This window comes from Pseudodesulfovibrio portus (genome assembly GCF_026000375.1).
GTDB classification, from domain to species: Bacteria; Desulfobacterota; Desulfovibrionia; order Desulfovibrionales; family Desulfovibrionaceae; genus Pseudodesulfovibrio; species Pseudodesulfovibrio portus.
The window spans coordinates 406,719-433,465 of record NZ_AP026708.1; the positions used below are offsets into that span (position 1 = coordinate 406,719).

The 26,747-nt window shown below is 58.8% G+C and carries 31 protein-coding genes; 18 read left to right on the forward strand and 13 right to left on the reverse strand.

Annotated elements, in window-relative coordinates; genetic code table 11:
* The first annotated feature begins 54 nt into the window (after nt 1-54).
* The 5 genes from OO730_RS02035 to hisF all read left to right on the forward strand — a co-directional run bounded on the left by OO730_RS02035 (nt 55) and on the right by hisF (nt 3,236).
* Entirely contained in the window at nt 55-474 is a 420-nt protein-coding gene (locus OO730_RS02035) for a CoA-binding protein (protein ID WP_264982913.1), read from the forward strand.
* A complete protein-coding gene (locus OO730_RS02040) occupies nt 471-908 on the forward strand; it encodes a YkgJ family cysteine cluster protein (RefSeq protein ID WP_264982914.1) in 438 nt (145 codons plus the stop codon). Before OO730_RS02035 ends, OO730_RS02040 begins: the two co-directional genes overlap by 4 nt.
* Before the next feature lie 7 nt (nt 909-915).
* On the forward strand, nt 916-1,680 hold the full coding sequence (locus OO730_RS02045; RefSeq protein ID WP_264982915.1) for a J domain-containing protein: 765 nt from the start codon (nt 916-918) through the stop codon (nt 1,678-1,680).
* A gap of 145 nt (nt 1,681-1,825) precedes the next feature.
* Nucleotides 1,826-2,467, forward strand: a complete 642-nt coding sequence (hisH, locus tag OO730_RS02050) for an imidazole glycerol phosphate synthase subunit HisH (protein WP_264982916.1) — start codon at nt 1,826-1,828, stop codon at nt 2,465-2,467.
* Nucleotides 2,457-3,236, forward strand: coding sequence for an imidazole glycerol phosphate synthase subunit HisF (gene hisF / locus OO730_RS02055; protein ID WP_264982917.1), 780 nt, complete (start codon nt 2,457-2,459; stop codon nt 3,234-3,236). The genes hisH and hisF overlap by 11 nt, the downstream gene beginning before the upstream one ends.
* 519 nt (nt 3,237-3,755) lie before the next feature.
* Here the strand turns inward: hisF and moaC are convergent.
* Genes moaC through OO730_RS02075 form a run of 4 tightly spaced genes read right to left on the reverse strand, consistent with a single transcriptional unit; the run spans nt 3,756 to nt 6,969 of the window.
* Nucleotides 3,756-4,235, reverse strand: coding sequence for a cyclic pyranopterin monophosphate synthase MoaC (moaC, locus tag OO730_RS02060; RefSeq protein ID WP_264982918.1), 480 nt, complete (start codon nt 4,233-4,235; stop codon nt 3,756-3,758).
* 3 nt (nt 4,236-4,238) lie between these two features.
* A complete protein-coding gene (gene dnaJ, locus OO730_RS02065) occupies nt 4,239-5,363 on the reverse strand; it encodes a molecular chaperone DnaJ (protein WP_264982919.1) in 1,125 nt (374 codons plus the stop codon).
* Between the two features lie 8 nt (nt 5,364-5,371).
* The gene (rpoZ, locus tag OO730_RS02070; RefSeq protein ID WP_264982920.1) at nt 5,372-5,602 is read right to left on the reverse strand and encodes a DNA-directed RNA polymerase subunit omega; all 231 of its coding nucleotides are present in this window, start codon (nt 5,600-5,602) and stop codon (nt 5,372-5,374) included.
* A 29-nt stretch (nt 5,603-5,631) separates the two neighbouring features.
* On the reverse strand, nt 5,632-6,969 hold the full coding sequence (locus OO730_RS02075) for a DUF4340 domain-containing protein (RefSeq protein WP_264982921.1): 1,338 nt from the start codon (nt 6,967-6,969) through the stop codon (nt 5,632-5,634).
* A 177-nt stretch (nt 6,970-7,146) separates the two neighbouring features.
* Here OO730_RS02075 and OO730_RS02080 point away from each other — a divergent pair, with 177 nt between their 5' ends.
* The 13 genes from OO730_RS02080 (at nt 7,147) to OO730_RS02140 (ending at nt 18,400) form a co-directional block, all read left to right on the forward strand.
* Nucleotides 7,147-7,896, forward strand: coding sequence for a tRNA lysidine(34) synthetase (locus OO730_RS02080; RefSeq protein ID WP_264982922.1), 750 nt, complete (start codon nt 7,147-7,149; stop codon nt 7,894-7,896).
* Nucleotides 7,897-7,959: 63 nt separating this feature from the next.
* On the forward strand, nt 7,960-8,865 hold the full coding sequence (locus tag OO730_RS02085; protein ID WP_264982923.1) for a M23 family metallopeptidase: 906 nt from the start codon (nt 7,960-7,962) through the stop codon (nt 8,863-8,865).
* 119 nt (nt 8,866-8,984) lie between these two features.
* Nucleotides 8,985-9,773, forward strand: a complete 789-nt coding sequence (gene fliR, locus OO730_RS02090; protein WP_264982924.1) for a flagellar biosynthetic protein FliR — start codon at nt 8,985-8,987, stop codon at nt 9,771-9,773.
* A gap of 11 nt (nt 9,774-9,784) precedes the next feature.
* Nucleotides 9,785-10,855 (forward strand): flagellar biosynthesis protein FlhB, encoded by a 1,071-nt coding sequence (gene flhB / locus OO730_RS02095; protein WP_264982925.1) that lies wholly within the window; start codon nt 9,785-9,787, stop codon nt 10,853-10,855.
* 60 nt (nt 10,856-10,915) lie between these two features.
* A complete protein-coding gene (flhA, locus tag OO730_RS02100; RefSeq protein ID WP_264982926.1) occupies nt 10,916-13,015 on the forward strand; it encodes a flagellar biosynthesis protein FlhA in 2,100 nt (699 codons plus the stop codon).
* 9 nt (nt 13,016-13,024) lie between these two features.
* Nucleotides 13,025-14,092 carry a flagellar biosynthesis protein FlhF gene (locus OO730_RS02105; RefSeq protein WP_264982927.1) on the forward strand — a complete coding sequence of 356 codons (1,068 nt, stop codon included), beginning with the start codon at nt 13,025-13,027 and terminating at the stop codon, nt 14,090-14,092.
* 16 nt (nt 14,093-14,108) lie between these two features.
* Nucleotides 14,109-14,936 (forward strand): MinD/ParA family protein, encoded by an 828-nt coding sequence (locus tag OO730_RS02110; protein ID WP_264982928.1) that lies wholly within the window; start codon nt 14,109-14,111, stop codon nt 14,934-14,936.
* Entirely contained in the window at nt 14,878-15,663 is a 786-nt protein-coding gene (locus tag OO730_RS02115) for a FliA/WhiG family RNA polymerase sigma factor (protein ID WP_264982929.1), read from the forward strand. Before OO730_RS02110 ends, OO730_RS02115 begins: the two co-directional genes overlap by 59 nt.
* A 23-nt stretch (nt 15,664-15,686) precedes the next feature.
* Nucleotides 15,687-16,067, forward strand: coding sequence for a chemotaxis response regulator CheY (locus tag OO730_RS02120; protein ID WP_264982930.1), 381 nt, complete (start codon nt 15,687-15,689; stop codon nt 16,065-16,067).
* 29 nt (nt 16,068-16,096) lie between these two features.
* Nucleotides 16,097-16,813, forward strand: coding sequence for a flagellar basal body-associated FliL family protein (locus OO730_RS02125; protein ID WP_264982931.1), 717 nt, complete (start codon nt 16,097-16,099; stop codon nt 16,811-16,813).
* A 3-nt stretch (nt 16,814-16,816) separates the two neighbouring features.
* Nucleotides 16,817-17,143 (forward strand): hypothetical protein, encoded by a 327-nt coding sequence (locus tag OO730_RS02130; RefSeq protein WP_264982932.1) that lies wholly within the window; start codon nt 16,817-16,819, stop codon nt 17,141-17,143.
* Nucleotides 17,144-17,163: 20 nt separating this feature from the next.
* Nucleotides 17,164-17,571, forward strand: coding sequence for a hypothetical protein (locus tag OO730_RS02135; protein WP_264982933.1), 408 nt, complete (start codon nt 17,164-17,166; stop codon nt 17,569-17,571).
* A gap of 10 nt (nt 17,572-17,581) precedes the next feature.
* Nucleotides 17,582-18,400, forward strand: coding sequence for a hypothetical protein (locus OO730_RS02140; protein ID WP_264982934.1), 819 nt, complete (start codon nt 17,582-17,584; stop codon nt 18,398-18,400).
* A gap of 53 nt (nt 18,401-18,453) precedes the next feature.
* Here OO730_RS02140 and lpxC read toward each other — a convergent pair whose 3' ends face one another.
* From lpxC to OO730_RS02185, 9 genes are all read right to left on the reverse strand, one after another.
* Complete coding sequence (gene lpxC, locus OO730_RS02145; protein ID WP_264982935.1) at nt 18,454-19,371, reverse strand: UDP-3-O-acyl-N-acetylglucosamine deacetylase; 918 nt, start codon at nt 19,369-19,371, stop codon at nt 18,454-18,456.
* Nucleotides 19,372-19,548: 177 nt separating this feature from the next.
* The gene (gene prmC, locus OO730_RS02150; protein WP_264982936.1) at nt 19,549-20,403 is read right to left on the reverse strand and encodes a peptide chain release factor N(5)-glutamine methyltransferase; all 855 of its coding nucleotides are present in this window, start codon (nt 20,401-20,403) and stop codon (nt 19,549-19,551) included.
* Nucleotides 20,404-20,423: 20 nt separating this feature from the next.
* Nucleotides 20,424-21,491: a peptide chain release factor 1 gene (prfA, locus tag OO730_RS02155; RefSeq protein WP_264982937.1), complete on the reverse strand. Its 1,068-nt coding sequence runs from the start codon at nt 21,489-21,491 to the stop codon at nt 20,424-20,426.
* Between the two features lie 3 nt (nt 21,492-21,494).
* Complete coding sequence (locus OO730_RS02160; protein WP_264982938.1) at nt 21,495-22,442, reverse strand: DUF1385 domain-containing protein; 948 nt, start codon at nt 22,440-22,442, stop codon at nt 21,495-21,497.
* 184 nt (nt 22,443-22,626) lie between these two features.
* Nucleotides 22,627-22,851, reverse strand: a complete 225-nt coding sequence (rpmE, locus tag OO730_RS02165; protein WP_264982939.1) for a 50S ribosomal protein L31 — start codon at nt 22,849-22,851, stop codon at nt 22,627-22,629.
* 159 nt (nt 22,852-23,010) lie between these two features.
* Nucleotides 23,011-23,328, reverse strand: coding sequence for a TusE/DsrC/DsvC family sulfur relay protein (locus OO730_RS02170; protein WP_264982940.1), 318 nt, complete (start codon nt 23,326-23,328; stop codon nt 23,011-23,013).
* 211 nt (nt 23,329-23,539) lie between these two features.
* Nucleotides 23,540-25,267: a YcaO-like family protein gene (locus OO730_RS02175; RefSeq protein WP_264982941.1), complete on the reverse strand. Its 1,728-nt coding sequence runs from the start codon at nt 25,265-25,267 to the stop codon at nt 23,540-23,542.
* Nucleotides 25,264-25,989: a class I SAM-dependent methyltransferase gene (locus tag OO730_RS02180; RefSeq protein ID WP_264982942.1), complete on the reverse strand. Its 726-nt coding sequence runs from the start codon at nt 25,987-25,989 to the stop codon at nt 25,264-25,266. The genes OO730_RS02175 and OO730_RS02180 overlap by 4 nt, the downstream gene beginning before the upstream one ends.
* A gap of 38 nt (nt 25,990-26,027) precedes the next feature.
* Entirely contained in the window at nt 26,028-26,708 is a 681-nt protein-coding gene (locus OO730_RS02185; RefSeq protein ID WP_264982943.1) for a Tim44 domain-containing protein, read from the reverse strand.
* Between the last annotated feature and the right edge of the window lie 39 nt (nt 26,709-26,747).

Consider the following 26,747-nt stretch of genomic DNA (forward strand, 5'->3'; position numbering starts at 1 on the left):
GGGCAATCGGGAATGTTTGCTGTACAAAGGCGTTCCAATGCGAGGAACGAGAAAATGCTGATCGATCTGAAAGAGCTAGCCCCGCTGCTGCGCGAGGTCAAGACCATAGCCGTCATCGGTGCCGTGGACAAACCGGGACGCCCGGTGGACACCGTGGGCCGGGCCCTCATGGACATGGGCTTTGAAGTCATACCCGTCCACCCCAAGCGCACGGACGTCTGGGGATTGACCACCTACCCTTCCGTGACCGACATCCCGGTTCCCGTGGACCTGGTGGACGTATTCCGCGCACCGCAATTCTGCGCCGCCCACGCCCGTGAAGTCCTGGACATGGCCCCCCTGCCCAAGATCTTCTGGATGCAGCAGGGCATCACCAGCCCCGAGGCACGAGATATCCTGGCCGACTCGGGCATCACCTTGGTCGAGGACAGATGCACCAAAATAGAATTTCGGGCCATGGGGATTCATCGATGACCGAGACAGCCTTCGAATGCCGCATGTGCGGCCACTGCTGCCAGGGTGAAGGCGGCATCGTCATGACCGCCAAGGACAGGAAACGCCTGGCCGGGTTCCTGAACATCAGCGAAGAGGAACTGGTCGCGAAATACGCCCACACGCGCGGCGGCAAGATCCACCTCAACGTGGGCGACGACCTGTTCTGCATTTTCTACAAGGAAGGCTGCGGCGTCCACCCCGGCCGTCCCGACGTGTGCCGCGCCTGGCCCTATTTCCGGGGCAACCTCGTGGACGAGACGAGTTGGGAGATGATCCAGGACTACTGTCCGGGCGTCAATCCGGAAGCCGGACACGCCGAGTTCGTGCGCCAGGGCCGGGAGTATTTGCACAAGGAAGACCTTTTGCGCTATGATCCCGAAACTTCTCCCAATGCACTGATTTCGGACGAATAGGGACGCCATGCATCTCCAGGAATGCCTCACCATACTCAAACTCGGCAAAGGTGCTTCCCTGGACGACGTCAAATCCGCCTTCCGCAAACTCGCCTTCAAATACCACCCCGATCTGAACGACACCCCGGATGCGGGTGAAAAATTCCGCGAGATAAACGAGGCCTACGTCACGGCCAAGGGGTTGCTCGAGGCGGAAAATGGACGGCGCCCGACCGACGAACCCGAACCGGAAGAACCCAAGACCAGCCGCCGCGAAGGCGCCCGCGCCTATGCCCGGCAGCAGAAGAGCGAACCGGGCAAGCCCAAACGTGCGCGCTCCAGCCGGGCCAAGAACCAGAAATACTACTACAAGGAAGAGGAAGTCCTCAATTCCATCCTAAGCGACCCGTTCGCCAAGAAAGTCTTCGAAGACATATACAGCCAGATCCGCAAGAAGCAGCCCGGCTACAAGGGACCGCTGGAGCTGAAGAAACGCAACCTCAACCTGAGTTGGGGCGACAAGACCTTCAGCTTCGACTTCACCGGGGGCATCAAGGGGTGGCTCAAGAGCCAGATGGACTATGAACAGACCGTCCACTTCCCCTCCCGCCACCTCATGCCCGGACGCAAGGTCCGCATCACCGTGGAGCAGAAATTCTCGGGCAGCCCCAAAACCATCGAGGTCACCCTGCCGCCCGACTTCGTGGTGGGACGTCCCATCCGACTGAAGGGCCTTGGCCGCAAACTCGGCCCCTTCACCGGCGACCTGCTCCTGCGCGTCCTCGGCAAGTAGCCGCCGCTTCGCCCCGCCTCCGACTGCCATTTTCGGCAAATGCCATCAAGGCGTTATACATTTTCAGCAAGTGTAAAAAAGCCCTTGTTTTCCACCGTTTTTTTTACTAGTCGCTGTATAATAACGAGATACATCGGAGGGACGGATGCTCGCCATATTCGACTACAAGGCGGGGAACCAGACCAGCGTGCACAGAGCGCTGGAGCATCTGGGAATCCCCAACAAGATTACCAATGATCCCGTAGAACTGGATGGTGCATCGGGCATCATCTTTCCGGGCGTTGGTGCTGCAGGGCAAGCCATGGATGAATTGCAGTCCGGCGGTCTGGACGAGGTCATAAAGGGCCTCATCTGGCAGAAAAAGCCGGTGCTCGGCATCTGTGTCGGCTGCCAGATCCTCCTGGACTACTCCGAGGAGAACGACACCAAGGCCTTGGAAGTCATCCCCGGTGAATGTCGGCTCTTCAACCCGTCCTGGGTGGATTACGAGAACATCCCCATTCGCGTGCCCCACATGGGCTGGAACCAGGTCGAACTGGTCAAGGAGTGCGAATTGTTCGACGGCATAGAGCCCGACGCGGACTTCTATTTCGTGCACAGTTACTTTCCCCACCCCAAGGAAGAATTCATCATCGGAACGACCCGCTACGGCATCGACTTCTGCTCCGTCCACGGTCGCAAGGGATTGTGGGCCGTCCAGTTCCACCCCGAAAAATCCGGTCGCCCCGGCCTGAAGATGCTCCAGAACTTCCACAAATTCTGTCAGGAGACCGCCGATGCTAAGTAAACGAGTCATCCCCTGCCTCGACGTGCGCAACGGACGGCTGACCAAGGGCATCAAGTTCGAGGGCAACGTGGACATAGGCGACCCGGTGGAGACGGCCAGGCGCTACTACGAGGAAGGCGCGGACGAAATCGTCTTCTACGACATCACCGCCTCCCATGAGGCCCGAGGCATCTTCCTGGACGTGGTGGAAAAGGTCGCCTCCGAAATATTCATTCCCTTTTCCGTTGGCGGAGGCATCAACTCCGTGGACGACATGCGCGACGTGCTCGTTGCCGGGGCCGAAAAGGTCTCGGTCAACTCCGGAGCGGTCAAGAACCCCGACATCATCAGCGAAGGTGCGGAACGGTTCGGCTCCCAGTGCGTGGTGCTCGGCATGGACGTCAAACGGGTCAAAAAATCCGAGGACATCCCTTCGGGCTTCGAAATCGTCATCCACGGCGGACGCAAATACATGGGACTGGACGCCATCGAGTGGGCCAAGACCGGCGAAGCGCTCGGCGCAGGCGAAATCTGCCTCAACTCCATCGACGCCGACGGCGTCAAGACCGGCTACGACCTGGAACTGACCCGACTGGTGGCCGAAGCCGTGACCATCCCGGTCATCGCATCGGGCGGCGCAGGCAATCCCCAACACATGGTGGACGCCGTCACCGAAGGTAGGGCCTCCGCAGCGCTCATCGCCTCCATCGTCCACTACGGGGAATACACCATCCCGGAAATCAAGAAGTACATGGCCGAACAAGGCGTGCAGATAAGAACCGTCTGGTAAACGCAAGCAGTCGATAATAAAAAGGGGAGGCTCGTTTGAGCCTCCCCTTTTTATTATCGGATGAAATCCTTACCGAAAACAGCGTCTGCCTAGCCGTCCGTGGTCGTGAAACCAGACACCCCGGCAGTCTTGGCGCTGCTGCCTGCATCGGCCCCCGGACCGCTCAAGGTCATGCCGACGACCACGGCAAGAGCGATAACCATAATGCAGGAAATCACGACAGTCTTAAAACGTCTCATTACTTTATCTCCATTGATATCGTTTTCATGTTCACACAGGCCGGCGCTCGCCAGCCAGAATTCATATTTATCACAAGAAATGCTTAGTGCAAGACATTATTTCAACAACAAAATACTGGAATAATTCAACTTTAATATTATTTTCATATTTTGACTGATTGAACAATCAACACTTGCCCGTCTGGACCGGCAGAAAAGACGGCCACAACACGCAGCAAGGGGAGAGGGAATCGTTTACACGGTTTCCCTCTCCCCTTGCTGCAGCTGTAGGAGGCCGAATCTACTCGGCGCGGAACGTGCCGGACTTGCCGCCGGACTTGTAGACCAGTCGACAGTGGTCGATGACGATATCCTTCTGCACGGCCTTGCACATATCGTAAATGGTGGCAGCGGCAGTCTGAACGCCTATGAGGGCCTCCATCTCCACGCCGGTCTTGTAGGTGGTGCGGACCTCGCATTCGACTTCGATGGTCGAATCGGCTTCGTTCACGGAAAAACGAATCTCAACAAGGGAAATGGGCAGCGGATGGCACATGGGAATGAGGTCGGCGCACCGCTTGGCAGCCTGGATGCCCGCAATCTTGGCCGTGGTCAGGACGTCCCCCTTGGGCAGGGCGTTCTCCATGAGCAGAGCCAGTGTCTTCGGGGCCAGACGAACGAGACATCGGACAATGGCCGTGCGCTTCGTGTCGTTCTTGCCGGACACGTCCACCATGCGGGCGTTGCCGTCGTCATCCATGTGAGAAAAACCGTCAGCCACGGGTCACTCTCCCATCACCTTGTCCTTGGCCTTCTTGAAGAAGTCCTTGGCCTTGTTCTTGAACTTGCCCGCCTCTTCCTGCTCGATCTCGGAGAACTCCGTGAGGAGCTCCTTCTGACGATCGGTCAGCCGGGTGGGCGTCTTGACCTTGATCTCGATCAGGAGATCGCCGTGATGGGAACTGCCCAGGTGGGGCAGTCCCAGTTCGCGCAGGCGAAAAACCTCGCCGGACTGGGTCCCTGCCGGGATATCCAGATTGACCGGATCATCCAGGGTGGGGACTTCCAGCCGATGGCCGATTGCGGCCTCGACCATGGATATCTCCCGGCTGATGATCAGGTTCTGCCCCTGGCGTTCGAAGACATCGTCCGGGGCCACGCGGATGACCACGTAGAGATCGCCCGGAGGACCGCCGTTGATGCCGGCTTCGCCCTCGCCGCGCAACCGCAGGCGGGAATTGTTGTCCACACCCGCCGGAATGCGGACGCTGAGGTCCTTGTCCTTGATGACCGAACCGCGCCCCAGACACTCGTCGCAGGGGTCGGTGATCAACGTGCCCGCTCCCCGGCACTGGGGACAGGTCACGGAAATACGGAAAAATCCCTGCGCCTGCTGAATGGTGCCGGCCCCGCCGCAGTGCGGGCAGGTCTGGGGCTGGGTACCGGGCGCGGCACCGGTGCCGCTGCATGTGTCGCAGGCCACTTCGACGGGAATCTGGATGGAAACCTCGGCGCCCTTGGCCGCCTCGCGAAAGGATATCTCAAGATTGTACCTGAGATCGGAACCCGCCCGGGGACGGTTCCCGCCGCGACCGCCCGCGGAAAAACCGAAGACCTCGCCGAAAATGTCGCTGAAGGCGCCGAAAATGTCCTCGTTGCTGGAAAAACCGGAGAAACCGTTGCCGCCCATGCCTTCATGGCCGAAGCGGTCGTAGGTCTGCCGTTTCTCGTCGTTGCCGAGGACTTCGTAGGCCTCGGCGGCCTCCTTGAACTTGGACTCGGCGTCCGGATCATCCTGGTTCCGGTCCGGATGAAACTTGAAGGCCATTTTGCGGTACGCCGACTTGATCTCATCCTGGGATGCGGACCTGTCCACTCCCAGAATCTCGTAATAATCGCGTTTGGACATGGGGCGTACTAGGCTTCCTCGGGGGTGTCGACGAGGACGTCGGCTTCAGGAATGGATGCCTCGGGAACGACCTTGCCTGCGGCGATCTCACGAAGGGCGCTGACCACTTCCTTGTTCTTGGACTCCACCAGGGGCTCGTAACCCTCACGGTATTGCTTGACGCGCTTGATGCCCATCTGGGTGATGAGAAAACGGTTGCTGACTTTTTCCAGGCAATCTTCAACAGTGATCCGTGCCATGTTATTCTCCTTCTTCTTGCGAAGCGGTATTACTGTCTCTTGTTGCTCCGGATCGCCGGGAACATGCCCTGCAAATCCTTGAGCAAACGGCTTGAAACGGGATAATACATCCCGTCCTCGCTCTTCATCCAGCATTGTCCCTGCGGCAGTTCCGGGTCCGCATAAAAGGTCATCGCCTTCAAGAGCTTCCCGTCCGCATCCAACAGCCTGCAGTGCATGAGCGCGACCGCCGTCTTGGACAGATTGTTCAGAGGCAACGCCTCAAACTTTAAATTTGTAATTCTCCAGAGCGACATGTCAATGCCGGGGATATCATTTTCCGTCCCCCGCAACCGCCAACCCGTGTCGCTCCTTTCAACCGTGAATCTCGCCTCTCCATGGTCGATGACCACGCGATCCACTGTGCCGATATCCAGGGCCATGACGGTCCTGCTCTGGATGTCGAAAGCGCTCTTGACCATCTGGGCCACGCTCTGGGCATCCACCAGGAAAGGCATGGTCAGCCAGGAGGACACCCCCATGAACACGTCCGGCGAGTCTTCGTAGGGAAAGAACTCAACCGAATGGTTCTTGCCCCCCTTGCCCCACACCCTGACCGTCAGGGTCGGCATCTCCTTGTCGATGACCACGGGCTCCAGAATGAGCTGCTTGGCCCTGATCAACGCCAGGCTGTGAACATACAGCTTCAGGTCGGAGCCCGATGCCTGCTTGCCCTTGAGGTAGCCAGGCAGTTTGAAAATGAACCCGGACTCCCCTTTCTCCACCAGCCAACTGGACCCGAACGGCTGGACGAGCTGGACCCTGTCCACCAACTCCTCGTCGAACCGGAAAATATAATCGTCCAGGAAATGCAGGGCGGGCAGAGCCAGCCGTTCAAGCGTCTTGCCGTCGAACTCGTAGACCATCCCCGGATTCCGGGAATTCCAGCCGAACACACGGCCGGTCTCCCCGACCGTGAACTTGATGACCAACTGCCCGTCGGTCTTTCCCGTGAAATTGAGGATGACCTTGAATTTCGGATCATTCAATCCGTAACTCTCCGGCCCGTCCTGGTCCACGTCGGCAATGTACTTGTCGGGCGTCAGGTCCGCCAGATAGGATATGTACTCCCTGACCCTGTTCGGTTTGACGTGCGCCCTGACGTTCCATGACGCTCCGGGCACATCCGCTTTCCATGTGTCGCCTTTGGCAAAAAGGCTGTAGGAGCCTTCGGGCGAAAGAACGTGGACCGAAACCACATTGTCCAGGGAGCTGGACAACCATCTGGATGTCTCCACCCGAGTGTCGGAATACGTGTCGTACAGGTAAACGCCCCCGGCCAGTCCGGCGAGAAACAGCACGGCTACAATACACACGATCCGTCTCAAGGCAGGTCTCCCTCCGACAGGATACCGGTTTCATCAATGCGGGGCTGCGACGTTTTGAGGCGACCCCCACGAGAAAGCTTGATAAGGTGCCCCATGCCCCCTTGCAAGTCAAGGAAGAATACACTATCAGCCTGGGCTGGCTCGCTCTTCATAGCAGAACACGGAGAAGAAAAACAGATGGCATCCTGGGGTAAACTGACCTTCGCGCAGAAGAAGTGCGTATCGGCCACCGGAAAGCTCATGCAGCAGACCGAGATGGTGTCGCACGGCTCCCGGATCGGCCTGGCCATTTCGGGGGGCGTCGATTCCTTCCTCATGCTCAAGGTCATGCTCATTCGGCAGGCCATCATGCCCTTCCCCGTTGAACTGATGGTGCTGCACGTCAATCCGGGATTCGATCCCGACTCGCACCTGGCGCTGGCGGACTGGTGCGCGGCCAACGGAGTGAGCGCCCACATGGAGCTGACCGATTACGGCCCAAGGGCGCACACCGATGAGAATCGGTCAAACTCCCCCTGCTTCTTCTGCGCCATGCAACGCAGGAAAAGGCTCTTCGAGCTGTGCCGCGAATACGGCCTGACCCACCTCGCCTTCGGCCACAACGCCGACGACAACGTGGTCACCTTCTTCATGAACATGCTGCAAAACGGTCGCGCCGACGGATTGTCCGTCAACGAATCCTTTTTCAACGGCAATCTCCGCGTCATTCGCCCGACCATGCTCCTGGACAAAAAGATCGTCATCAAGGCGGCCAGGCAATGGGAATTGCCCGTCTGGGAAAACATCTGCCCGTCCAACGGCTCCACGAAACGAGACGACATACACGACTGGCTGCGTTCAATGTGGCGGCACGACAGACGCATCAAAAACAACGTGTTTAATGCAGTGACTCGGCAACAGGTTAACTTGACAAGTAAAAAAGTCTAGACTATTTATACCCAAAGCTGCGGATAAGCTGCATCTGAAATACTACAACGCACTGGAAAGACAATGCTTTTCAGAAAATACCATATAGTTGTCTTCAAAGACAAACAGGGTTCCTGTAAAAAATTCCAGCTTCGTGGGTGGTTTATCGTCACGCTTTTCCTGCTGACGGTGTCCATGGCCGCCGGAAACGTCATACTGTGGAACAAATACGCACAACACAGCCGTGTCGAACAGGGCCTGAACATCGCCGAAAAAACCGTTCAGGAACAAAAAACCCAACTCCTGAGTCTTTCCCAGAAAATTTCCTCCCTCCAAAAGAATCTAGGCCGCATCCGCGATTTTGATTCCAAGCTTCGGGTCATGATCAATCTCGACCAGGACGGCAGCCAGGCTGCAGCCCCCAAGGGCGGCCCCGCCAACGAGAATTTTTCCAAGGGCTACCTGCCCCTGTACCGCCAGGAGCTCCTGGCCAGAAAGATGCACGAGTTCCTGCGCCAGCTGAACGTCGAGGCCCGCCTCGAAGAGGTCCGCCAGCAGGAGATCATGCACACCCTGCGCAACAACCAGAACATTCTCGAAGCCACCCCGTCCATCTGGCCCACGTCCGGCTGGGTGACTTCCGGCTTCGCCTGGAGGACCTCGCCCTTCACCGGCAAGCGCGAGTTCCACAAGGGCATCGACATTTCCGCCCCTAGGGGGACCCCCATCTACGCCCCGGCGCGGGGTTCCGTCACCTTCTCCGGTCGCGACGGCTCCTACGGCCTGAGCATCCGGCTGAAGCACAACTCCAGCCTGTCGACGCGCTTCGCCCACCTGCACCGCATCGCCATCAAGAGCGGCCAGATGGTGACCCGGGGCGAACTCATCGGCTACGTAGGCAACACCGGTCGCTCTACCGGCCCCCACCTGCACTACGAAGTCCGCTTGAACGGCGTGCCGGTCAATCCGAAGCGGTATATCCTCAACTAGAGGACTCCTGAACGTGAATTTATCGGGCCCTTTTGGAATACAATCTTCCAAAAGGGCCCGCTCTTTGACAAACCCGCCCGGCCCGATCCCTTTGGTTCGGGTTTTGCAGCACCTACACAATGGACTTGTTCGGATTCAACCCATCTGATCTTCTCAGCTTCTATCTGACGTTTTTTCGCGTCAGCATAGTGCTGTTTCTGATGCCGTTTTTCGGAGGCAATTCCATTCCCGTCGTGATAAAGGCCGCGCTGGCTCTCGTCCTGTCGCTGGCCCTCTGGCCCCAGCTTTCCTTCCCCGGCGAACTGATGCCCACGGGCTGGAACATCGCGCTCATGATCATCGGCGAATTCATCCTCGGCATCATCCTCTCCATGATCGTCAATTTTCTGTTCGCGGCCGTGCAGCTCGGCGGCCAGATCATCGGCTTCCAGATGGGATTCGCCATGGTCAACGTGGTGGACCCCATAACCGGCACCAGCAACGCGGTCACCGCCCACTTCCTGTACATGTGCACGATGCTGACCTTCCTGGTCCTCAATGGGCATCTCTACCTCATCCAGGCCATGGCAACGAGTTTCCAGCACATTCCCCCCGGGGGCCTGTTCATCAACAGCAACCTGGCCACCCACTTCTTCCAATTCTCGGGAATAATGTTCACCCTGGCCGTGCGCATAGCGGCCCCGATCATGGCCGCGCTGTTCCTCGTGGACCTCGCCCTTGCCCTGATATCCCGGGTTGCTCCGCAAATGCACGTCCTGGTTCTCGGCTTCCCCATCAAGATCACCGTGGGATTCTTCTTTCTCGGCTTCATCTTCACCATCATGTCCCTCTATGTGACCGACTTCCTGCGCGAACTCGGCCCGCTGTATGAACGAATCCTGATTCTGGCATCACCGAAATCCCCGTAAGGACATGACCGATGATAGGCCAGGAAGATCCAAGTAAAACCGAACAAGCCACAAAAAAGCGGCGGGATAAGCAACGCACTGAAGGCAACGTCGCCAAAGGCCAGGAACTGTCAAAGGTCATGGTTCTCCTGGCCGGCGTTCTCACCTTGCGGTTCATGATCGGATTCTATCACGACCATCTGATTGAAATCTTCCACTGGACCTTCAAGGAAGGCATCCACATCGAGATCAACAAACGGTCCGCCTACATGCTGTTTGTCTGGGGACTGCAGCAGATGGCCCTGCTGGTCCTGCCCTACATGGTCATTGTCGCCTTCATAGCCTGGCTGTCCGAACGGCTCCAGGTGGGCTCCCTGTGGACGACCAAGCCGCTCAAGCCAAAATTCGCCAAGATGTTCAACCTGATGGCAGGCATAAAAAAACTCATGCTCAGCCCGGATGCGCTGATCAAGCTCGCAAAGGCCCTTGTCCAAGCCGCGGCAGTGGGCATCGCGCCCTACATCGTCATCCAGCAGGAAATGCCGAATCTGCTTCCCCTCTTCCATTCCAATACCCAGGGCATCATCGCCTACCTGCTTTCCGTGGGCTACAAAATGGTCTGCTACGCGCTGATCCCCATGCTGATCATCGCCATCATCGATCTCGTATACCAGCGCTGGAATTACGCGGAACAGATCAAGATGACCAAGGACGAGGTCAAGGATGAGCGCAAACAGGCCGAGGGCGATCCCAAGGTCAAGCAGCAGCAGCGTCGCAAGATGATGGAGATGATGGCCTCCAGAATGTTCCAGGACATCCCCAAGGCGGACGTGGTCATCACCAACCCCACCCACTACGCCATCGCCCTTCAATACGATCCCCTCGTGGCCCCCGCCCCCATGATTCTGGCCAAGGGGCTCAACCGCGTGGCGGAACGGATCAAGGAAGTGGCCCGCGAACACAACATTCCCATCGAGGAAAACCCACCCTTGGCACAGGCTTTGTATAAGCAGGTAGAGATCGGGGAGACCATCCCGGAGGAACTGTTCCAAGCCGTCGCCGCCATCCTGGCTAAGCTGGATAAGTTCAGGAGACGCAAGTAGTTAAAGCATCCTGAGCACACCTCCGGACCCGGAAACGACCGCATACGAGGTGTCAAAAACATGGCTCAGCCGTCCAAGCAATCCAAAGTCCCGAAAATAGACTACTCCAAGTTCGCCAAACAGGGCGACATGATGTTGGCAAGCGGCGTGGTGATCATCCTCTTCGTGATGCTCATTCCGTTACCCACCCCGTTTATCGACTTCATGCTTTCAGTATCCATCTCACTGGCACTGGTCGTCCTTGTCACCTCCATGTTCATGATCTCTCCTCTCGAATTTTCCATTTTCCCGTCTCTGCTGCTCGTCACCACCCTGCTCAGGCTCGCCCTGAACGTCGCCACCACCAGGGCGATTCTCCTGCACGGCGATGAGGGCACCTCGGCGGCGGGATCGGTCATCCAGAGTTTCGGCGAATTCGTTGTCGGCGGCAATTACGTCATCGGCATCGTCATCTTCATGATCCTCTTCATCCTAAACAAGACAGTCATCGTCACCGGTACGACGCGTATCGCCGAAGTGGCGGCACGCTTCACTCTGGACGCCATGCCCGGCAAGCAGATGGCCGTTGAGGCCGACCTCAACGCTGGCCTGATCACCGAGGAAGAGGCCAACGAACGCCGTGACAACATGCGCCGTGAAGCCGACTTCTACGGTGCCATGGACGGTGCGGGCAAATTCGTTTCAGGAGACGTCAAGGCCGGTCTTATGATCACGGCCATCAACATCATCGGCGGCTTCCTCATCGGCATCCTCCAAAAGGACATGGAATGGATGGACGCCGCCCAGACATACACCCTGCTGACAATCGGCGACGGTCTGGTAGCCACCATCCCCTCGCTGATCATTTCGACTTCGGCGGGTATCATCGTTTCCCGCGCCGCGGCCGAAGCCAAGATGGGCGAAGAATTCATCGGCCAGCTTTCCTATCACCACCGTGCCCTGAAGCTCGTGTCCGGCATCCTGGTGATCTTCGGCATCGTCCCCGGCATGCCGACCATACCTTTCCTGACCCTGGCGGCCATCACCTACGGCGTGGGCCACATGTCCGCCCAGCAGCAAGCCGCCATCATGGGCCCGGCGGAAGATGCGGAAGCCAAGGATGTCCCGACCCTGGATACCCCGGAGGAGGTCGCCGCCCTGCTTCCGCTCGACCAGCTGGAACTGGAGGTGGGCTACGGCCTCATCCCGCTCGTGGACGAGGAACAGAGCGGCAACCTGCTCTCGCGCATCCGCTCCATCCGCCGCCAGTTCGCCCTGGACATGGGCGTGGTCATTCCTTCGTTGCACCTGCGGGACAACCTGCAGCTCAAGCCCGGCGAATACCGTGTGCTCATCAAGGGCAACCCGGTGGCCAGCGCCGAATTGCTCATCGACCACTTCCTGGCCATGGACCCGGGCGACGCCAAGCAGCGCATCGAAGGCGTGGAGACCGTGGAGCCCGCCTTCAACCTCCCGGCCATCTGGATCCCCGAATCGCAAAAGGAAGAGGCCATGCTGGCCGGATACACCGTGGTCGATCCGTCCACGGTCATCGCCACCCACCTGACCGAGGTCTTCCGGCGCAACCTGCCAGAATTCCTGGGTCGCCAGGAAACGCAGGAACTGCTGGACAACCTGTCCAAACGCGCTCCCAAGGCCGTGGAAAGCCTGGTCCCGGCAGTGCTCACCGTTGGCGGCATCCAGAAGGTCCTCCAGGCGTTGGTGCAGGAGAACGTTTCCATCCGCGACCTGCTGACCATCGTGGAGACCCTGGCCGACTACGGCGTTGCCACGCAGGACCCGACGCAGCTCACTGAGTACGTCCGGGCCAAGATGAGCCGGACCATCGTCAAGCCGTATCTCGGCGAAGACGGCACCCTGCCCATCATCACCATGAGCCGGCAGATCGACGAAATCCTCGGCGGCGCCATGCGCCCGGCGGAACAGGGCGGCTACCTGGCCCTGGAACCGGGCGTGGCCCAACAGGTCATCCAGGCCATCAACCGGTCCACCGAGGACGCCATGGTGGCCGACGGCCAGCCGATCCTGCTGGTCGCACCCCAGATTCGTTCGCAGCTCGCACAGTTGCTGAACCGGTTCATTCCGACCCTGCCGGTCATATCGCAGGCGGAGATTCCCACTGATGTCAAAATCCAGTCAGCCGCAACCGTTGAACTTTAGGATCACATTATGAGAATGAAGACGTTCAAGGCCGCCACCTCCACCGCCGCTTTCGCCAAGGTCAAGGCCGAACTTGGCGAGGAAGCCGTCATCCTGTCCAACAAGACCATCAGCGACAACGGCTCCAAGTGCTGTGAAATCGTGGCCGCCGTGGAAAATTCCCCGATCCGCCCGGCAACGACCCGGGATGCGGTGGTGGACGACGCCCTCGGCGATGCGGTGGGATGGCAGCGGGAATGGAGCCAGATCAAGGGGCACATAATGGCCCTGATGAAGCCCCAGATGGACCCGCGGCACCTCTCCCCCAAACAGAAGATCGCCATGGACTACCTGGAACGGGAAGACGTGGATGAAACGGTCCTGGCCAGGGTTTACTGCGGCCTCAGGGAGAACGGCAACGACTCCATCATGAAGGTCCTGGACCCCATGCTCAAGGCGGCTCCCTTCAAGCCTGCCAACTGGTCCAACACTTTTCACGCCTTTGCCGGCCCGGGCGGCGCAGGCAAGACTTCCAGCCTCGTCCGGCTGGCCCTGAAGATCAAAAAGGAAAATCCCAAAACCCGCATCTGCCTGGCCACGGCCGACGGCGGAAGGGGCAAGGGGCGGCTGGTCCTCAAGCACTACGCGGAACTCAGCGGCCTGGCTTTTCGGGAGATCATAACCCGGGACGACCTCTCCCTGCTGCGCGAAGAAGAGAAGAATTTCGACATGGTCCTCATCGACCTGCCCGGTCTGCCTGCCAAGACGTCCCTTGAAGAATGGCTTACCCTGTACGGCATGCGGGCCATGGACGACCTGTCCATTCACCTCGTGCTGAACCCCTACTACAGCACCGCCCAATTCAACCGCTTTGTCGAGAAATATAAAAGTGAACAACTTGCAAGCGTTATCTGGACGAAACTCGACGAAGCCTGTACATTTGGCTCAGTATTGAACATGGCCTTCGCCAGCGGGCTGCCGGTCTCCGCCCTTTCGTACGGAACCGGACTGAAAAACAGCATCATCGAGGCATCCGAAGAGATGGTCTGGCGGCTGCTGTTCAAGCGAACCCTGCCCAATGGCGAAATTCAACCCTAAGGAGCGAGAACCTGCCATGAGTTCCCAACTGCCACAGGTTCTTTCCGTCACTTCCGGCAAGGGCGGCGTCGGCAAGACCAACATGTCCGTCAACCTCGCCTACTGCCTGAGCGCGGCGGGCAAAAACGTCGTTCTCCTGGACGCGGACCTCGGACTGGCAAACGTCGACGTCATCCTCGGACTGGCTCCCGAACTGAATCTCTTTCACCTGTTCCACGAGGACATGACACTCGACAAGATCCTGTTCGACACCCCGTACGGATTCCGCATCCTTCCGGCCTCCTCGGGCGTCAGCGACATGGTCAGCCTGGACAAGGGCCAGAAGATCGACCTTCTGGATGCCATGGACTCGCTGGAAGACACCGTGGACTACCTCATCGTGGACACGGGCGCGGGCATCAACGACAACGTGCTCTATTTCAATCTGGCTGTTCAGGAACGGCTTCTGGTCATCACACCGGAACCCACCTCCCTGACCGACGCTTATGCCTTGATCAAGGTACTCAAGCTCCAGCACGGCGTGGAAAAATTCCGCGTGCTGGTCAACATGGTCAAGGACGGCAAGACGGCCAAGGACGTTTACATCAAGCTGTTGAACGCCTGCGACCACTTTCTCGACGGCATTTCGCTGGACCTGGTGGGCTTCATCCCCTTTGACCAGAACGTCCGCAACTCGGTCATCGCGCAGACGCCGTTCTGCCACAAATTTCCCAAGACCCCGGCTAGTGTCGCCGTCCGCCAGACGGCCCAGAAGATCAACGCATGGCAGGTAACGCCCAATACCGATGGTAATATTAAGTTCTTCTGGAAGAAGCTCCTCTTCCGGGAAAAGTCCGTGGCTTGAGCTGGAAAAAGGCGTCAAGAGCTGGGACGAATTCTCTCCGAGGGATCGGGAGGACATCGTCCGCTTCTACGCGCCCAAAATCCGGATTCTTGCCCTGCGCCTCAAGGCGAAACTGCCGCAAAGCGTTGAGCTCAATGAACTGATCAGCGCGGGAAGCCTGGGGCTGCTCGACGCCCTGGGCAAGTTCAACCCCGAACTGGGCATCAAGTTCGACACGTACTCGGAAAACCGCATCAAGGGGGCCATGCTCGACGAGTTGCGGCGAATGGACTGGTTTTCCAGGGGACTGCGGCAAAAGGTCAAGGTACTGGAAGACGCCATGCGCCAGATCGAGCACGAAACCGGCGCACCGGCGACCCCCATGCAGCTCCAGGACCACACCGGCATGAGCGAAAAAGAGGTGCAGCAGGGGCTGGAAGCTCTGAACAACCAGGTCTGCCTGAGCCTCGACAATTTCCAGGAAAACCTCATCGGAAAGAAGCACGCCACGGAGGATGAACCCTTCCAGTCTGCGGCCTTCCAGGAAATCGTCGATAAAGTAGCCAATCTCATTGAAGAATTGACGCCAAGGGAAAAATTGGTCATATCTCTATATTATGGTGAGGAGCTGAACATGAAGGAAACCGCCGAGGTCATGGACATAACCGAAGGCCGCGTTTCCCAGCTTCACTCACAGGCATTGAAAAAATTGAGGAAGACATTCAGGGATCGGTACGACAACGAGTAACCCTGCACGAAAGGAGACATTTAATGGCTTACGATACCAGCATGCGCGTCCTTGTGGTTGATGACTTCTCCACCATGCGCAAGATCGTCAAAAACATTCTGCGCCAGCTTGGCTTCACCAATATTGTGGAGGCTGACGACGGCTCCACAGCCTGGGAAGTCCTGAACAAGGACAACATCGACTTCATCGTATCCGACTGGAACATGCCCAACATGTCCGGCATCGAACTCCTGCGCAAGGTTCGCGGCAGTGAAGAATACGCGGACATCCCCTTCCTGATGGTCACTGCCGAAGCGCAGCAGGAGAACATCATCGAAGCCGTCCAGGCGAAGGTGTCCAACTACATCGTCAAACCGTTCACTCCTGAAACCCTGGGCCAGAAGATCGACAAAATCTTCGCCTAACGCCCACCAACTGCCGGTAGGCGTATATTATGGTCTTGCTTGTCCCGGATGGTGACGACGTCACGGAAACGGCTTCCTCCGTTCCCGAGCAGCCCAAGGCACAGCTCGACGACAGTGAAGCAAGCAAGGCCACGCAAAAAGTCGACCTCGACCTCGATGACGCTCCTTTCCTCGAGGACGAAGAAGACGAAGAGGAGATCGCCGAAGTAGAAGACGAGACTCCCATGCGCGACGACGAGGACGACGAGGGGCCGGACTCACCCGGCCTCGCCGCCCTCCTCAAGAACAAATTCGTTCTCATCGGCGCGGGCGTCATTCTCATTCTCCTGGTCGTCATCGTCATCCTGCTCCTGCGGGAGCCGGAAGCGCCACCTCCCCCGCCACCACCTCCGCCCGCAGAAGAAAAGCAGCCTGATGCTGCCCCGGTAGTGGAAGAAACGCCTGAGATTCTCATTCGACTCGACCCATTCCTCATCGAACAGATGGACGAGGACGGCAAGATCCGATTCCTGGAGGTCCGAATCCTCCTGTCCACGGAAGAAGAGGGATTGGCCAAGCAGTTCAAGCAGGAAACCTATACCGTGCGCAACGCCCTGTTCTACTACCTCAAGAATAAGGATTTGCAGTTTTTGTCCGATAAGGAAAACAGTGACAAGCTGAAACAGGAGTTGCTGGCCATCGTCAACCAGTACATGGGATTCGGCCAGTTCAACACCCTGATGTTCGATCGATATCTTGTGAGGTAAACCATGAGCTCGACTCCGCTGGACCTGCCGGTCCTCATATCGCAACTGCCGTTCGTGCAGAAGATCGCCCATGCGGAGACGGCCAAGCCCGAAATCCGGCAGCAGCTTTTCAATCCCATGGTCCAGGAACAGGTCCAGAAACGCGAGGGCACCGTCCAGCAGGTGGCCAAGAAGACCGCCACCGATCCTGTGGACCGTGACGGCGGCAACAACGAAAAGCAGCAGGCCTCCAGCGAGCGCAAGCAGAAAGAGGAAGAAGAGGAAAGCCCGGACACCGGCGCCTCCAACGCCTCGCCCTGGGCCGGCAACATCGTCAACGTCAAAATCTGAATCCATCCGCAAGGAACGCCATGTCCGATCTGCTCATCATTCTCTTCTCCGTCAGCGAAGTCGTCCTGCTCGTCGTGGTCATCCTCTTCTTCCTCCGATTGAAAAAATCGGAGACCTTGCTCTCAGGGCTCCAGGCCAACCAGGATGAATTCATCAAGCGCCTCCAGTTCAACACCCAACTCGAAAACGAATTGGTCGCCACCTTCGAGCAACGCCAACAGGAACTCGTGGCCCTCAATAATCAACTTGAGAAAAAGGCCGCCGAAATGAGAAAATTGATCGATCTGGCCAATGAATACTGCAAGTCGCCGCAGTTCATGCGTGAAATCATCATCCAGGGCCACCGCGCCGGGAAAACTCCCGCCCAGATGGCCAAATCCTCCGGCCTGAGCCTGGAAGAGATCGAACTGATCATCGACCAGTCCTGACGGAAACCCCATGCGCATACGTGGATCGGGCAAGGACACCAGCGGCTTCGGCGGAAGCGGGAGCCGATCCGACTCGTTCAGAAGAAAGCACCATCTCAAGAAGAAGGTCCGTGGCGTACTCCTCAAGAACGTGGAGGACAACATGGCCTGGGTGGAAATCGACGGCGACCGGCTTCTGGCGCAACTGGAGGTCATCCATCCCGAAGGCACGCGGCTGACCTTCGTCATCGAGCAGCTGTCGCCCAACATCGTCCTCAAGGAGTTGAAGGGAGGCGGTCGGCAAGGCGGCGGCGGAGTCCTCGACCGGGCAAACGCCTTTGACTCGGCCCGCGCCCTGTTCGAGGCCCGGTTCATCTCCTTTATCCAGGACCCGGACACTCCCCGCCCATGCATCACTTCAGGCGATTTTTTCACCATTCTGGCCGGATCACGGGAACTGCTGGCACGCTATGCCGACGCCGTTCGGTGCGCCGACGGCCTGACCGAAAGCCTGGATGACGGTCGGGGACGATTTCTGTACCAACCATGGCTCGCACCCGGAAGCCGCCGCCAGGTGACCTTTGTCCGCAAGACCCCCGAGGGGCTGACCGAGGCCGTCGTTGAGTTCGACCATCCGAGCATGGGCCTGGTACGCGCGGAATTTTTACACAAGAACGACCGGGTGGCGTGCAAGCTCAAGATGCAGCACATGGCCCACGCCGAACCGCTGACCCGATACCTCGCCTCACGGGTCCACCCGAACCTGGCGGCGCAGGCCGACCCGCCGCACATCACCAAACTGCCGCAGCGCTGCCACGGCGGCGTCATTGCCGAGCATCTCTTCCGCTAACGAAAAAACCCGCCTTGCGGCGGGTTTTTCATTCCTGTTCAGGAGTGAGGCGGCTATGCCATTGCAGGAGCGGGCTGCACCCCCTCAACCGAGGCCTCTTCGCCGACCATGGGCTGGGCCATGACCTTTTCTTCCAGGTAGATTTCCCGGTTTTCATCCAGGTGGCGCAGGAAGGCATTGTTCAAGGCGTGGCCGGAAGCAAACACCTCGAAATGGCCGTGGATCGGAGCGCCGAAAGTGGCAATGTCGCCCACGAAGTCGAGAATCTTGTGACGAACGAACTCATCCTGGAAGCGCAGGCCTTCCGCGTTGAGGATGTTGTACTCATCAAGGACGACCGCGTTATCCAGGGAACCGCCCAGAGCCAGGCCGTTGGCGTGCAGGTAATCGACTTCCTTGAGGAAACCGAAGGTGCGCGCCTTGGCGATCTCGGTGGCGAAATTATCGGGGGTGATTTCAAGCTCCATGGTCTGGCGACCGATGAGCGGATGGGCGAACTCGATGGTGTAGTCGATGCGCAGGCCGTCATGGGGACGGGCCTTGATGTATTTTCCGTCCTGCTCGAACTCAAAGGCCTTCTTGACGGCCATGAACCGGCGGGGCTTGTTCAGTTTGCGGACGCCCGCCTGCTTGAGCAGGTAGACGAAGGAGGCTGCGGAACCGTCCATGATGGGCAGCTCCTTGCCGGAGACTTCGATATGGATATTGTCGATGCCCATGCCGTTGACGGCAGCCAGGAGGTGCTCGACAGTGGCCACGGTCTCACGACCGTCGCCCAGCACGGTGGCAAGGCTGGTTTCCACGACCAAGGAGGGAGCGGGAGTGAGGAAGGTGGAACCGGTACCGTTGCGTAGGGAAAACAGGATGCCGGTGTCCTCAGCCGCCGGGCGGAGAACCAACTCCACCTGCTTGCCGCTGTGAAGGCCGATTCCCGTGCAACGCACTGATTTGAATATGGTAGTCTGAGACATTAATCCTCCGGTTTGTAACAAAAGAAAAAGCAAGAATGGTGCCAGAGGGCGTCTACAGACGAAATTCAATTATTACGACAAGTTAACCGGCAAGACTTTCTCTAGAGACGTGTTGCATTCACGCAACTAATTGTATTTTTACAACAACGAATTCAGCCTGCTGTTGCAATTACGCCATTATAATTTCCGGGCGCAGACAACACGGTCCAATCCGGCGAGGTCCCTGACGACCCTAACGTCTCCGAATCGCGAAAACTCTGCGCACATTATTTTTTGCACCGCCTCCCCCTGACCGCAACCGATTTCCATGAACAGATACCCCCCTGGGGCAAGCATGTCCTCGATGCGGGGAAGCATCGCGCGGATGTGGGTCAAGCCGTCGACGCCGCTGACCAGCGCGCCCGTGGGCTCGAAACCTGTCACCTCCCGGCTGGCGTCGGCGAACTCCCCTTCCGTGACGTACGGAGGGTTGGACACGACCAGCTCAAATGATTCGGGATCGAACTTTTGTTCGGTAAAATCAGAATGTTGAAATTCGATTCGGCCACTTACCCCGTGGCGCTGAGCATTGGATTTCGCCACTTCCAACGCCGCCGGGCTGATGTCCACGGCCACGCCGGTCGCCCCGGGGAAAAGGACGCAGAGCGTCACCGCCAGGATGCCGGACCCGGTTCCCAGATCCGCGAAATGAAGCACTGAACCCTTGGGAAAAATCGACTCAGCCTCTTCGATGATGTGTTCGGTCTCGGGACGGGGGATAAGCGTGTCGGGAGTGACCCGGAAATCGAGGCCGTAAAACTCCTTCTCTCCCAGGATATAGGCCACGGGCTCACCGACCTCGCGCCGGGCCAGGAGTGACTCGATCTCGACGAGCTCCGCATCGGTGGGCACACGATTGCGATTCAGCGTCAGATCCATGCGGGAGCAATCGAGCGCATGGGCCACCAGCAATTCGGCGCTCAGGCGCGGCGAATCCACTCCGGCAAGCCGGGCTTCGCCCGCGCTGAGGATATCGAAAATGACGGGAGACATGGGTTTCCCCCGGGCAACGGTTAGTCGCCCTGGTGCTTCATGGCCTCAGCCTGGTAGTGGCTGATGAGGGCGTCCTGCAACTCGTCCAGCTCGCCTTCCATGATCCTGTGCAGGGAATGCAGGGTCAGGTTGATGCGGTGATCCGAACAGCGGCCCTGCGGGAAGTTATAGGTGCGGATGCGCTCGGAACGGTCGCCCGTGCCCACCTGGCTGCGCCGGGTCGCGTCTTCCTCGGCCTTGGCCTTGTCCTGTTCAAGCTGCAACAGCCGGGAACGGAGGACCTTCAGGGCCTTGGCCTTGTTCTTGTGCTGGGACTTCTCGTCCTGGCAGATGACCACCAGGCCGGTGGGAATGTGCGTGATGCGGATGGCGGAGTCCGTGGTGTTGACCGACTGGCCGCCGGGACCGGAGGCCCGGAACACGTCCACGCGCAGATCTTCGGCGCGGATGCTGACGTCCACGTCCTCGGCCTCGGGCATGATGGCCACGGTCACGGCGGAGGTGTGAATGCGGCCCTGGGACTCGGTGGCCGGGACGCGCTGCACGCGGTGGGTGCCGGACTCGTATTTGAGCTTGGAGTAGACCTTGTCGCCGGAAATGGAAGCGATCACTTCCTTGAGTCCGCCGGAGCCGGTGGCGTTGGAGCTCATCTCCTCCACCTTCCATTTGTTGGCCTCGGCGTAGCGGGTGTACATGCGATACAGGTCGGCCGCGAAAAGAGCCGCCTCGTCGCCGCCGGTTCCGGCCCGGATTTCCAGGATGATGTTCTTTTCATCCATGGGGTCTTTGGGCAGGAGCAGAACCTTGAGTTGATCCTCCAGCAGGGGAAGCTCGGCCTCGATCTCCGCGATCTCGGCCTTGGCCATCTCCTGGATTTCCGGATCAGGATCGTTCAACATCTCCCGGTTGTCGGCCAGGTCGCTGGAAAACTGCTTGTACTTGCGAAAGATTTCGACCACCTCGCCGAGGTCGGCGTGGGCCTTGGACACCTTCTTGTACCGTTCCTGGTCATTGAAGATGTCGGGCTGGGCAAGCTCCTCTTCCAACTGAACGTATTTGACTTCGATCTCTTCAAGCTTGCCGAACATATCTTAGCACTCCTCGGGCTTGACGGCGCACTGCAGGGCGGCAATGGCCACCTCAAGCTGGCTGTCATCGGGTTCCTTGGTGGTCAACAACTGCATCATGAGACCGGGCCAGCACATCAACTTGCACAGGACATTCTTGCTGTACTTGCCCGCGAACTTGATCATCTCATAGGCCACGCAGCTTACCGGGATCATGAGCACCAGCTTCATGCCGACGATGTACAGATGCTTGACGATGAAATTTTCAGGCGCATAAAAAGTGAGGAGGTACGGGACCAGCACCGCGTACAGCATGATGGAAACGACCAGGACGAACAACAGGAAGGCCGTCCCGCAGCGGGGGTGCAGACGGCTGTGGAACCGGGTCGAATCCGGGGAAAGCTCCCTGCCCTCTTCCCAGGTCCAGATGACCTTGTGCTCGGCGCCGTGGTATTCGAACACGCGGCGGATGTCGGGGATCAAGGAGATGGCCAGGATATAGCCCACAAAGACGGCCATCTTGATGAGGCCGTCCCAGGCGTGGAAACTCAGGGAATCCACGTCGCCCGCCCAGCCGAGCATCTCCATGCCCACCGACAGGAAATGCGGCAGGACCACGAACAGGCCGAGCGCGGCGCCCAGGGCCAGCACCATGGTCAGGGCCAGATGCCAGTTGGTCAGCTCGCCCGCCTCTTCATCTTCTTCGGCGGCCTGCATGGCGGAATAGTTGAGGGCCTTGATCCCGTTGACCATGGTCTCCATGAGCACGGGGAAGCCTCTGAGGAAGGGTTTCTTGAGCAGGGGATGCCGAACCATGGTGAACCATGGCCGGACCTCGGTGACGATCTCACCGCCCGGCTTGCGGATGGCAATGGCCAGCGTATTCTTGGCGCGCATCATGACGCCCTCGATCACAGCCTGGCCGCCCACCGCCTGGGGCGCCGCCAACGTCAGGAGTCCTCGCAAGTTCAAGAGTGTACCCTCCGAAGGTATGGAGTTGAACCGACCGTGCGGCGGAAGAGCCCCCCGCATCCCGTATCTTCCAGAATTAAGGATTCAATCGGGATTGTAAAGCCTGCCGGACAAAAGGATATGCCTTCGCATGGGGCTAGACCCCAACGAAGGCATATGCTCGCGGCTTGACGCCGAAAAACAGTTACTTCTTGGCGGCCAGGCTGCTCAGATCGCCGTACTTCTTGCGGAAGCGGTCGATGCGGCCGGCGGTGTCAACAAAGCGCTGCTTGCCGGTGTAGAAGGGGTGGCAGTTGGAACAGATTTCCACTTCCAGCTCTTCGCTCTTGGTGGTCAGCAGCTCGGTCTCGTAACCGCAGTGGCAGCGGACTTTGGCCTTATAGGTCTTGGGATGAATATCGTTTTTCATGACTGTCTCCTGTCATTCTTTTTGCGTGGAACTCGGTCTTATACGCACTGCCACCGTGGTTGGCAAGAAAAAAATCAAGCATAATCCTGACGCCATTGCGGAAAAAGAAAAGGGCGGGAGACGAACTCCCGCCCTGCATGATCAAGCTTTGGTTGCGGACTAGACGCAGCCGGTGGGCTTGGGCAGGCCAGCCATCTTACAGGCTCCCTTGCCGGGTCCGGACGGGAACAGCTCGTAGATCTGCTTCAGCTTGAAGCCGGTGACCTTGGAGAGGATGCGGACCATCGGAGCGATGCCGTTCTTCTTGTAGTAGTCCTGCAGGAAGTCGATGACTTTCTGATGATCGTCGGTGATTTCCTTGATGCCTTCGGACTCTTTCACGTAGTCAACCCAAAGCGGGGTCCAATCTTCAAATTTCTGCAGGAAACCGTCTTCGTCGACTTCAAAAGAAGCGCCCTGGAATTCAACAACAGCCATTGTATCCTCCTAAGTGGATGTTTGTCATGCTGTGGCTCCGAAACATTCGGAGCAACCTTATCCGTTTAAACAGCGATCCGCTGCTTAGATGCAATAACAAAAGATACGGTGCAAAACCGTGGGGGGACATTACGTCCACCCTCACCCTTTGTCAAGGGCTTGCCACATTTCAATGCAACAATTTCACGCACTCACTTCTCTCCGTAACAACCTAGGATTCCATAAGTTCGTCATAATGGCTCCGGGCGTATTCCAGGCTGGGGTCCATATCCAGGGCCGCCTTGAGGTAGTCGAGCGCCTCCTGGCGGTTGCCCATGAATTTATGGCACAGGCCTAGATTGGCGAGGTCGTGGGGGGAGCCGCTGTCGATGTCGAGGGAGGCCTGGAAATCCTCTGCGGCCTGCTGATAACGCTTGCCCTTGAAGTGTGCCACGCCGCGCAGGTTGAAGAATTCCTTGCACTCCCGATCCAGCTCGATGGCCCGGTCCAGATGCTCGATGGTATTCTCCCAATCCTCCACCTGGCTGAGGGCATAGGCCTGATAAAAGGCTGCCAGGGCGCGTTCCTCATCGGCGGGCTGGAGCGGCTCGGCCACCGCGAACATGTCTGCGGCAAACAACGGGTCGCCCATGCGCAGGGCCAACAGTCCGCGAAAGAACGGAATGAAGTACGCATCGGGATAAATGTCCTCGATCACGTCCAGCCCTTCGAGGGCCTCGTCGAACTCCACGTCCTCGGCCAGGATGCGGCCCACGAACAGGCCGATGGACCGGTTCGGGGTGCGCTCGCGGAAATCGAAACCGGGCACGAAGTTGTAGTTGGCCGTGACCATCAGGTCAGGATGGCGGGTGTCCACCGAGAACAGGGTGTTGCCGCCCGCCTCCAGCCCTTTGGCCAGGGATTGCAGTTCAGCGTATATGTCGCCGTCCTCGATCGTGGGCAGGGATTCAAGCGGAACCACCTCCCCTTCCAGCAGCCACTTCAATTGACCCAGATCAGTGAATTTGGGCAGGCCTGAGGCCTCGTACACCCGGCTGGTCTCGAAGTCTCCCGCCAGCTGCGCCACCTCGGTGACGGCCCGGATGGCCGCCTTGACGGGCGAAGCGGCAGTCCCGGCGGTAAATACGATCTCGCTGAGCGCCGGGAAGGTCTTCCTGTCCCAGGCCACGGCAGCCACGGTGGGCACGGGGTAGCCAAGGGAGAAGTCCTTGAGGACGAGGGTGATGCCGTTTTCCTCAAAGCAATTCACAAGCCGGGCCAACACCGGATCGCTCGTTGCGGAGACATCGATGGTCGGCGTTACCTGCCGGGAGCGGTCGATGACCGCGCAGACATGCCGCTCCACCAGCTCGCAGGCACCCTGGGAAATGGATTCCTCGAAGGTATTGCCTGCGGAAGATCCGTTGAATTCATTGAGCTTCTTGAACCAGTCAAGAGGGACGTACTCTTCCTTTTCCGCACAGACGTTCAGGGCGGGATGGAACTTCCAGCGGTGGAGATCCATGAGCCTCACCGCCTTGTCCTCGTCCAGATCCTCGCCGACGGAGTGGGTGATCCGGTCGATGGACATGGTCTGTCCGGGCCATCTGGCCTGGGCCTCGGACCAGGTCAGTTCCTCGAAATTGGAGTCGTCGGCCCAGAAGCTGAAATAGGAAAAACGCTCCACCAGCTCCATGAGGGCCGAGGCCTCGGCCTGCTCGGGGGACGCGCCCTTGCCCATCTGCTTTCGGGTGGGCATGACTTCCCGGGCCTCGGGACCGCACTGGCTGACGAAGACCGGTATGCCGAGCCGACCCGTGTCGACCCTGTCGGTCTGGGCCAGAACGCCCCGGCACGTCTCCTCGAGGCGGGCCTTGACCCGCTGCACGGTCTCCTCCGGGGTGCACGCCTTGTCCTGGTCCGTGGTGAACGTCTTCACGCATGGCTTGAGCTCGATCACAACGCCTTCCTCTTCATGCGGTACATGTTGATGACGTTCTCCTCGCCTGTCTCCTTGTCCCTGTAGTTGGCATCGGATTTCATCATGGCGAACGTTTCAGCCGCCTTGTCGAAGAACTTCCTGCCCTGCCGCTTGCGGTCCAGGGCCAGCAGGACCTCGGCATGGGGAGCGTCCGACAGGTGGCTGTCGATGAAGTCGGCCAGGGGCTCATAGGAATCCTCGCTGTACAGCACCTCGCAGCCGATGATGTAATCGAACCGCTGCCCCATGTCGTCGGTGGTGAAGTCCGCACGCCGCAGGTCGACCCGATCGTCCAGGCCGTTTTTCAAGGCGTTGATCTTGCTGAACAACAAAGCGAAAGGCTCGATGTCGGTAATGACGACCTCGTGACCGAGGCTGGCCAGCAGCAACCCGTTGACCGCGCAGCCCGCCCCGACCTCCAGGAAAGTGCCTCCCTCGGCAAAGGGGAACCTGGTCAGGGTGTAGCCGAGCACCAGACAGGACGGCCAGACCTTGGCCCACAGGGGCAACGTGATCGTCTTCCCGTTCCTGTTCTTGTCGATGAGCTTGTCCAGGTACTTGGGCATGTTTTTGATTTGCAATATTTCCAGCGACCGTTCGCCCATGGAAACGGTCTCGAACTCGACCTCGCCGAACTCGCGAACAGCCAGGTCGATGAGCGCACCAATAGGCTGGTCCAGGTTATGAACTGTATCCGCCACGTATCCCTCCGAAAATATGAATCGCCCCGGAAACAGGGCTACTGATTAACTCTGTCGATCTTTTCCAGAACCCACAGGGCTCCGGCCTTGCCGTCGTCCCTGGAAAACTCCCACACCTGGCGGGAGTGGGCGGTCCGCTCACCCTGCTCGCCGGTCCTGAGTTGCGCATCGTAAAAAACGGTCGCCAAAGTCCGTCCGCCCTGGGACTTCAGTTCCATGAGCCGGGCGTTGAGGAGCATGACCTCGGTCCTGTCCCCGCCGCCTGCCGCCATGGCCTCGTTGAAGACCTCGTCCGAAATGAAATCGCGGATGCCCGTGAAATCCCCCTCGTCGCCGGCCTGCAGGAAGCGGGCGAAGAAGAGCTTGGCCCCCTCCAGGAACTCGACCTCGTCGAAGTCCTTTCCGGACACGTCGGGCGACACCCCCGTGGGCGTCGTCGGTTCGGGCCGCTCCTCGGTGTCGGACCTGAGTATATCCCAGGTACGGCGAGCGGCTTCATGCCGGTCCATGGAAACCGGTTCGGACGGCTCGTCACCGGATGCGTCGTCCGCATCCGTGGGAGTCCAGCGTCCCGGCCTGGTATCGTCTTTTCTCCCGCGCCGCCTGAAGGAGCGGACAAGAAAAAAGGCGATGCCTGCCAACAGCAAAACATTGAGCAGACCGCCGGAACGGCCGCCGGACGGCATTTCCTGGGCCATCGCGGGCGATGCCACAGCCATGACCAGGAACAACATCCCGGAAAGACGGGCTGCGAAGCG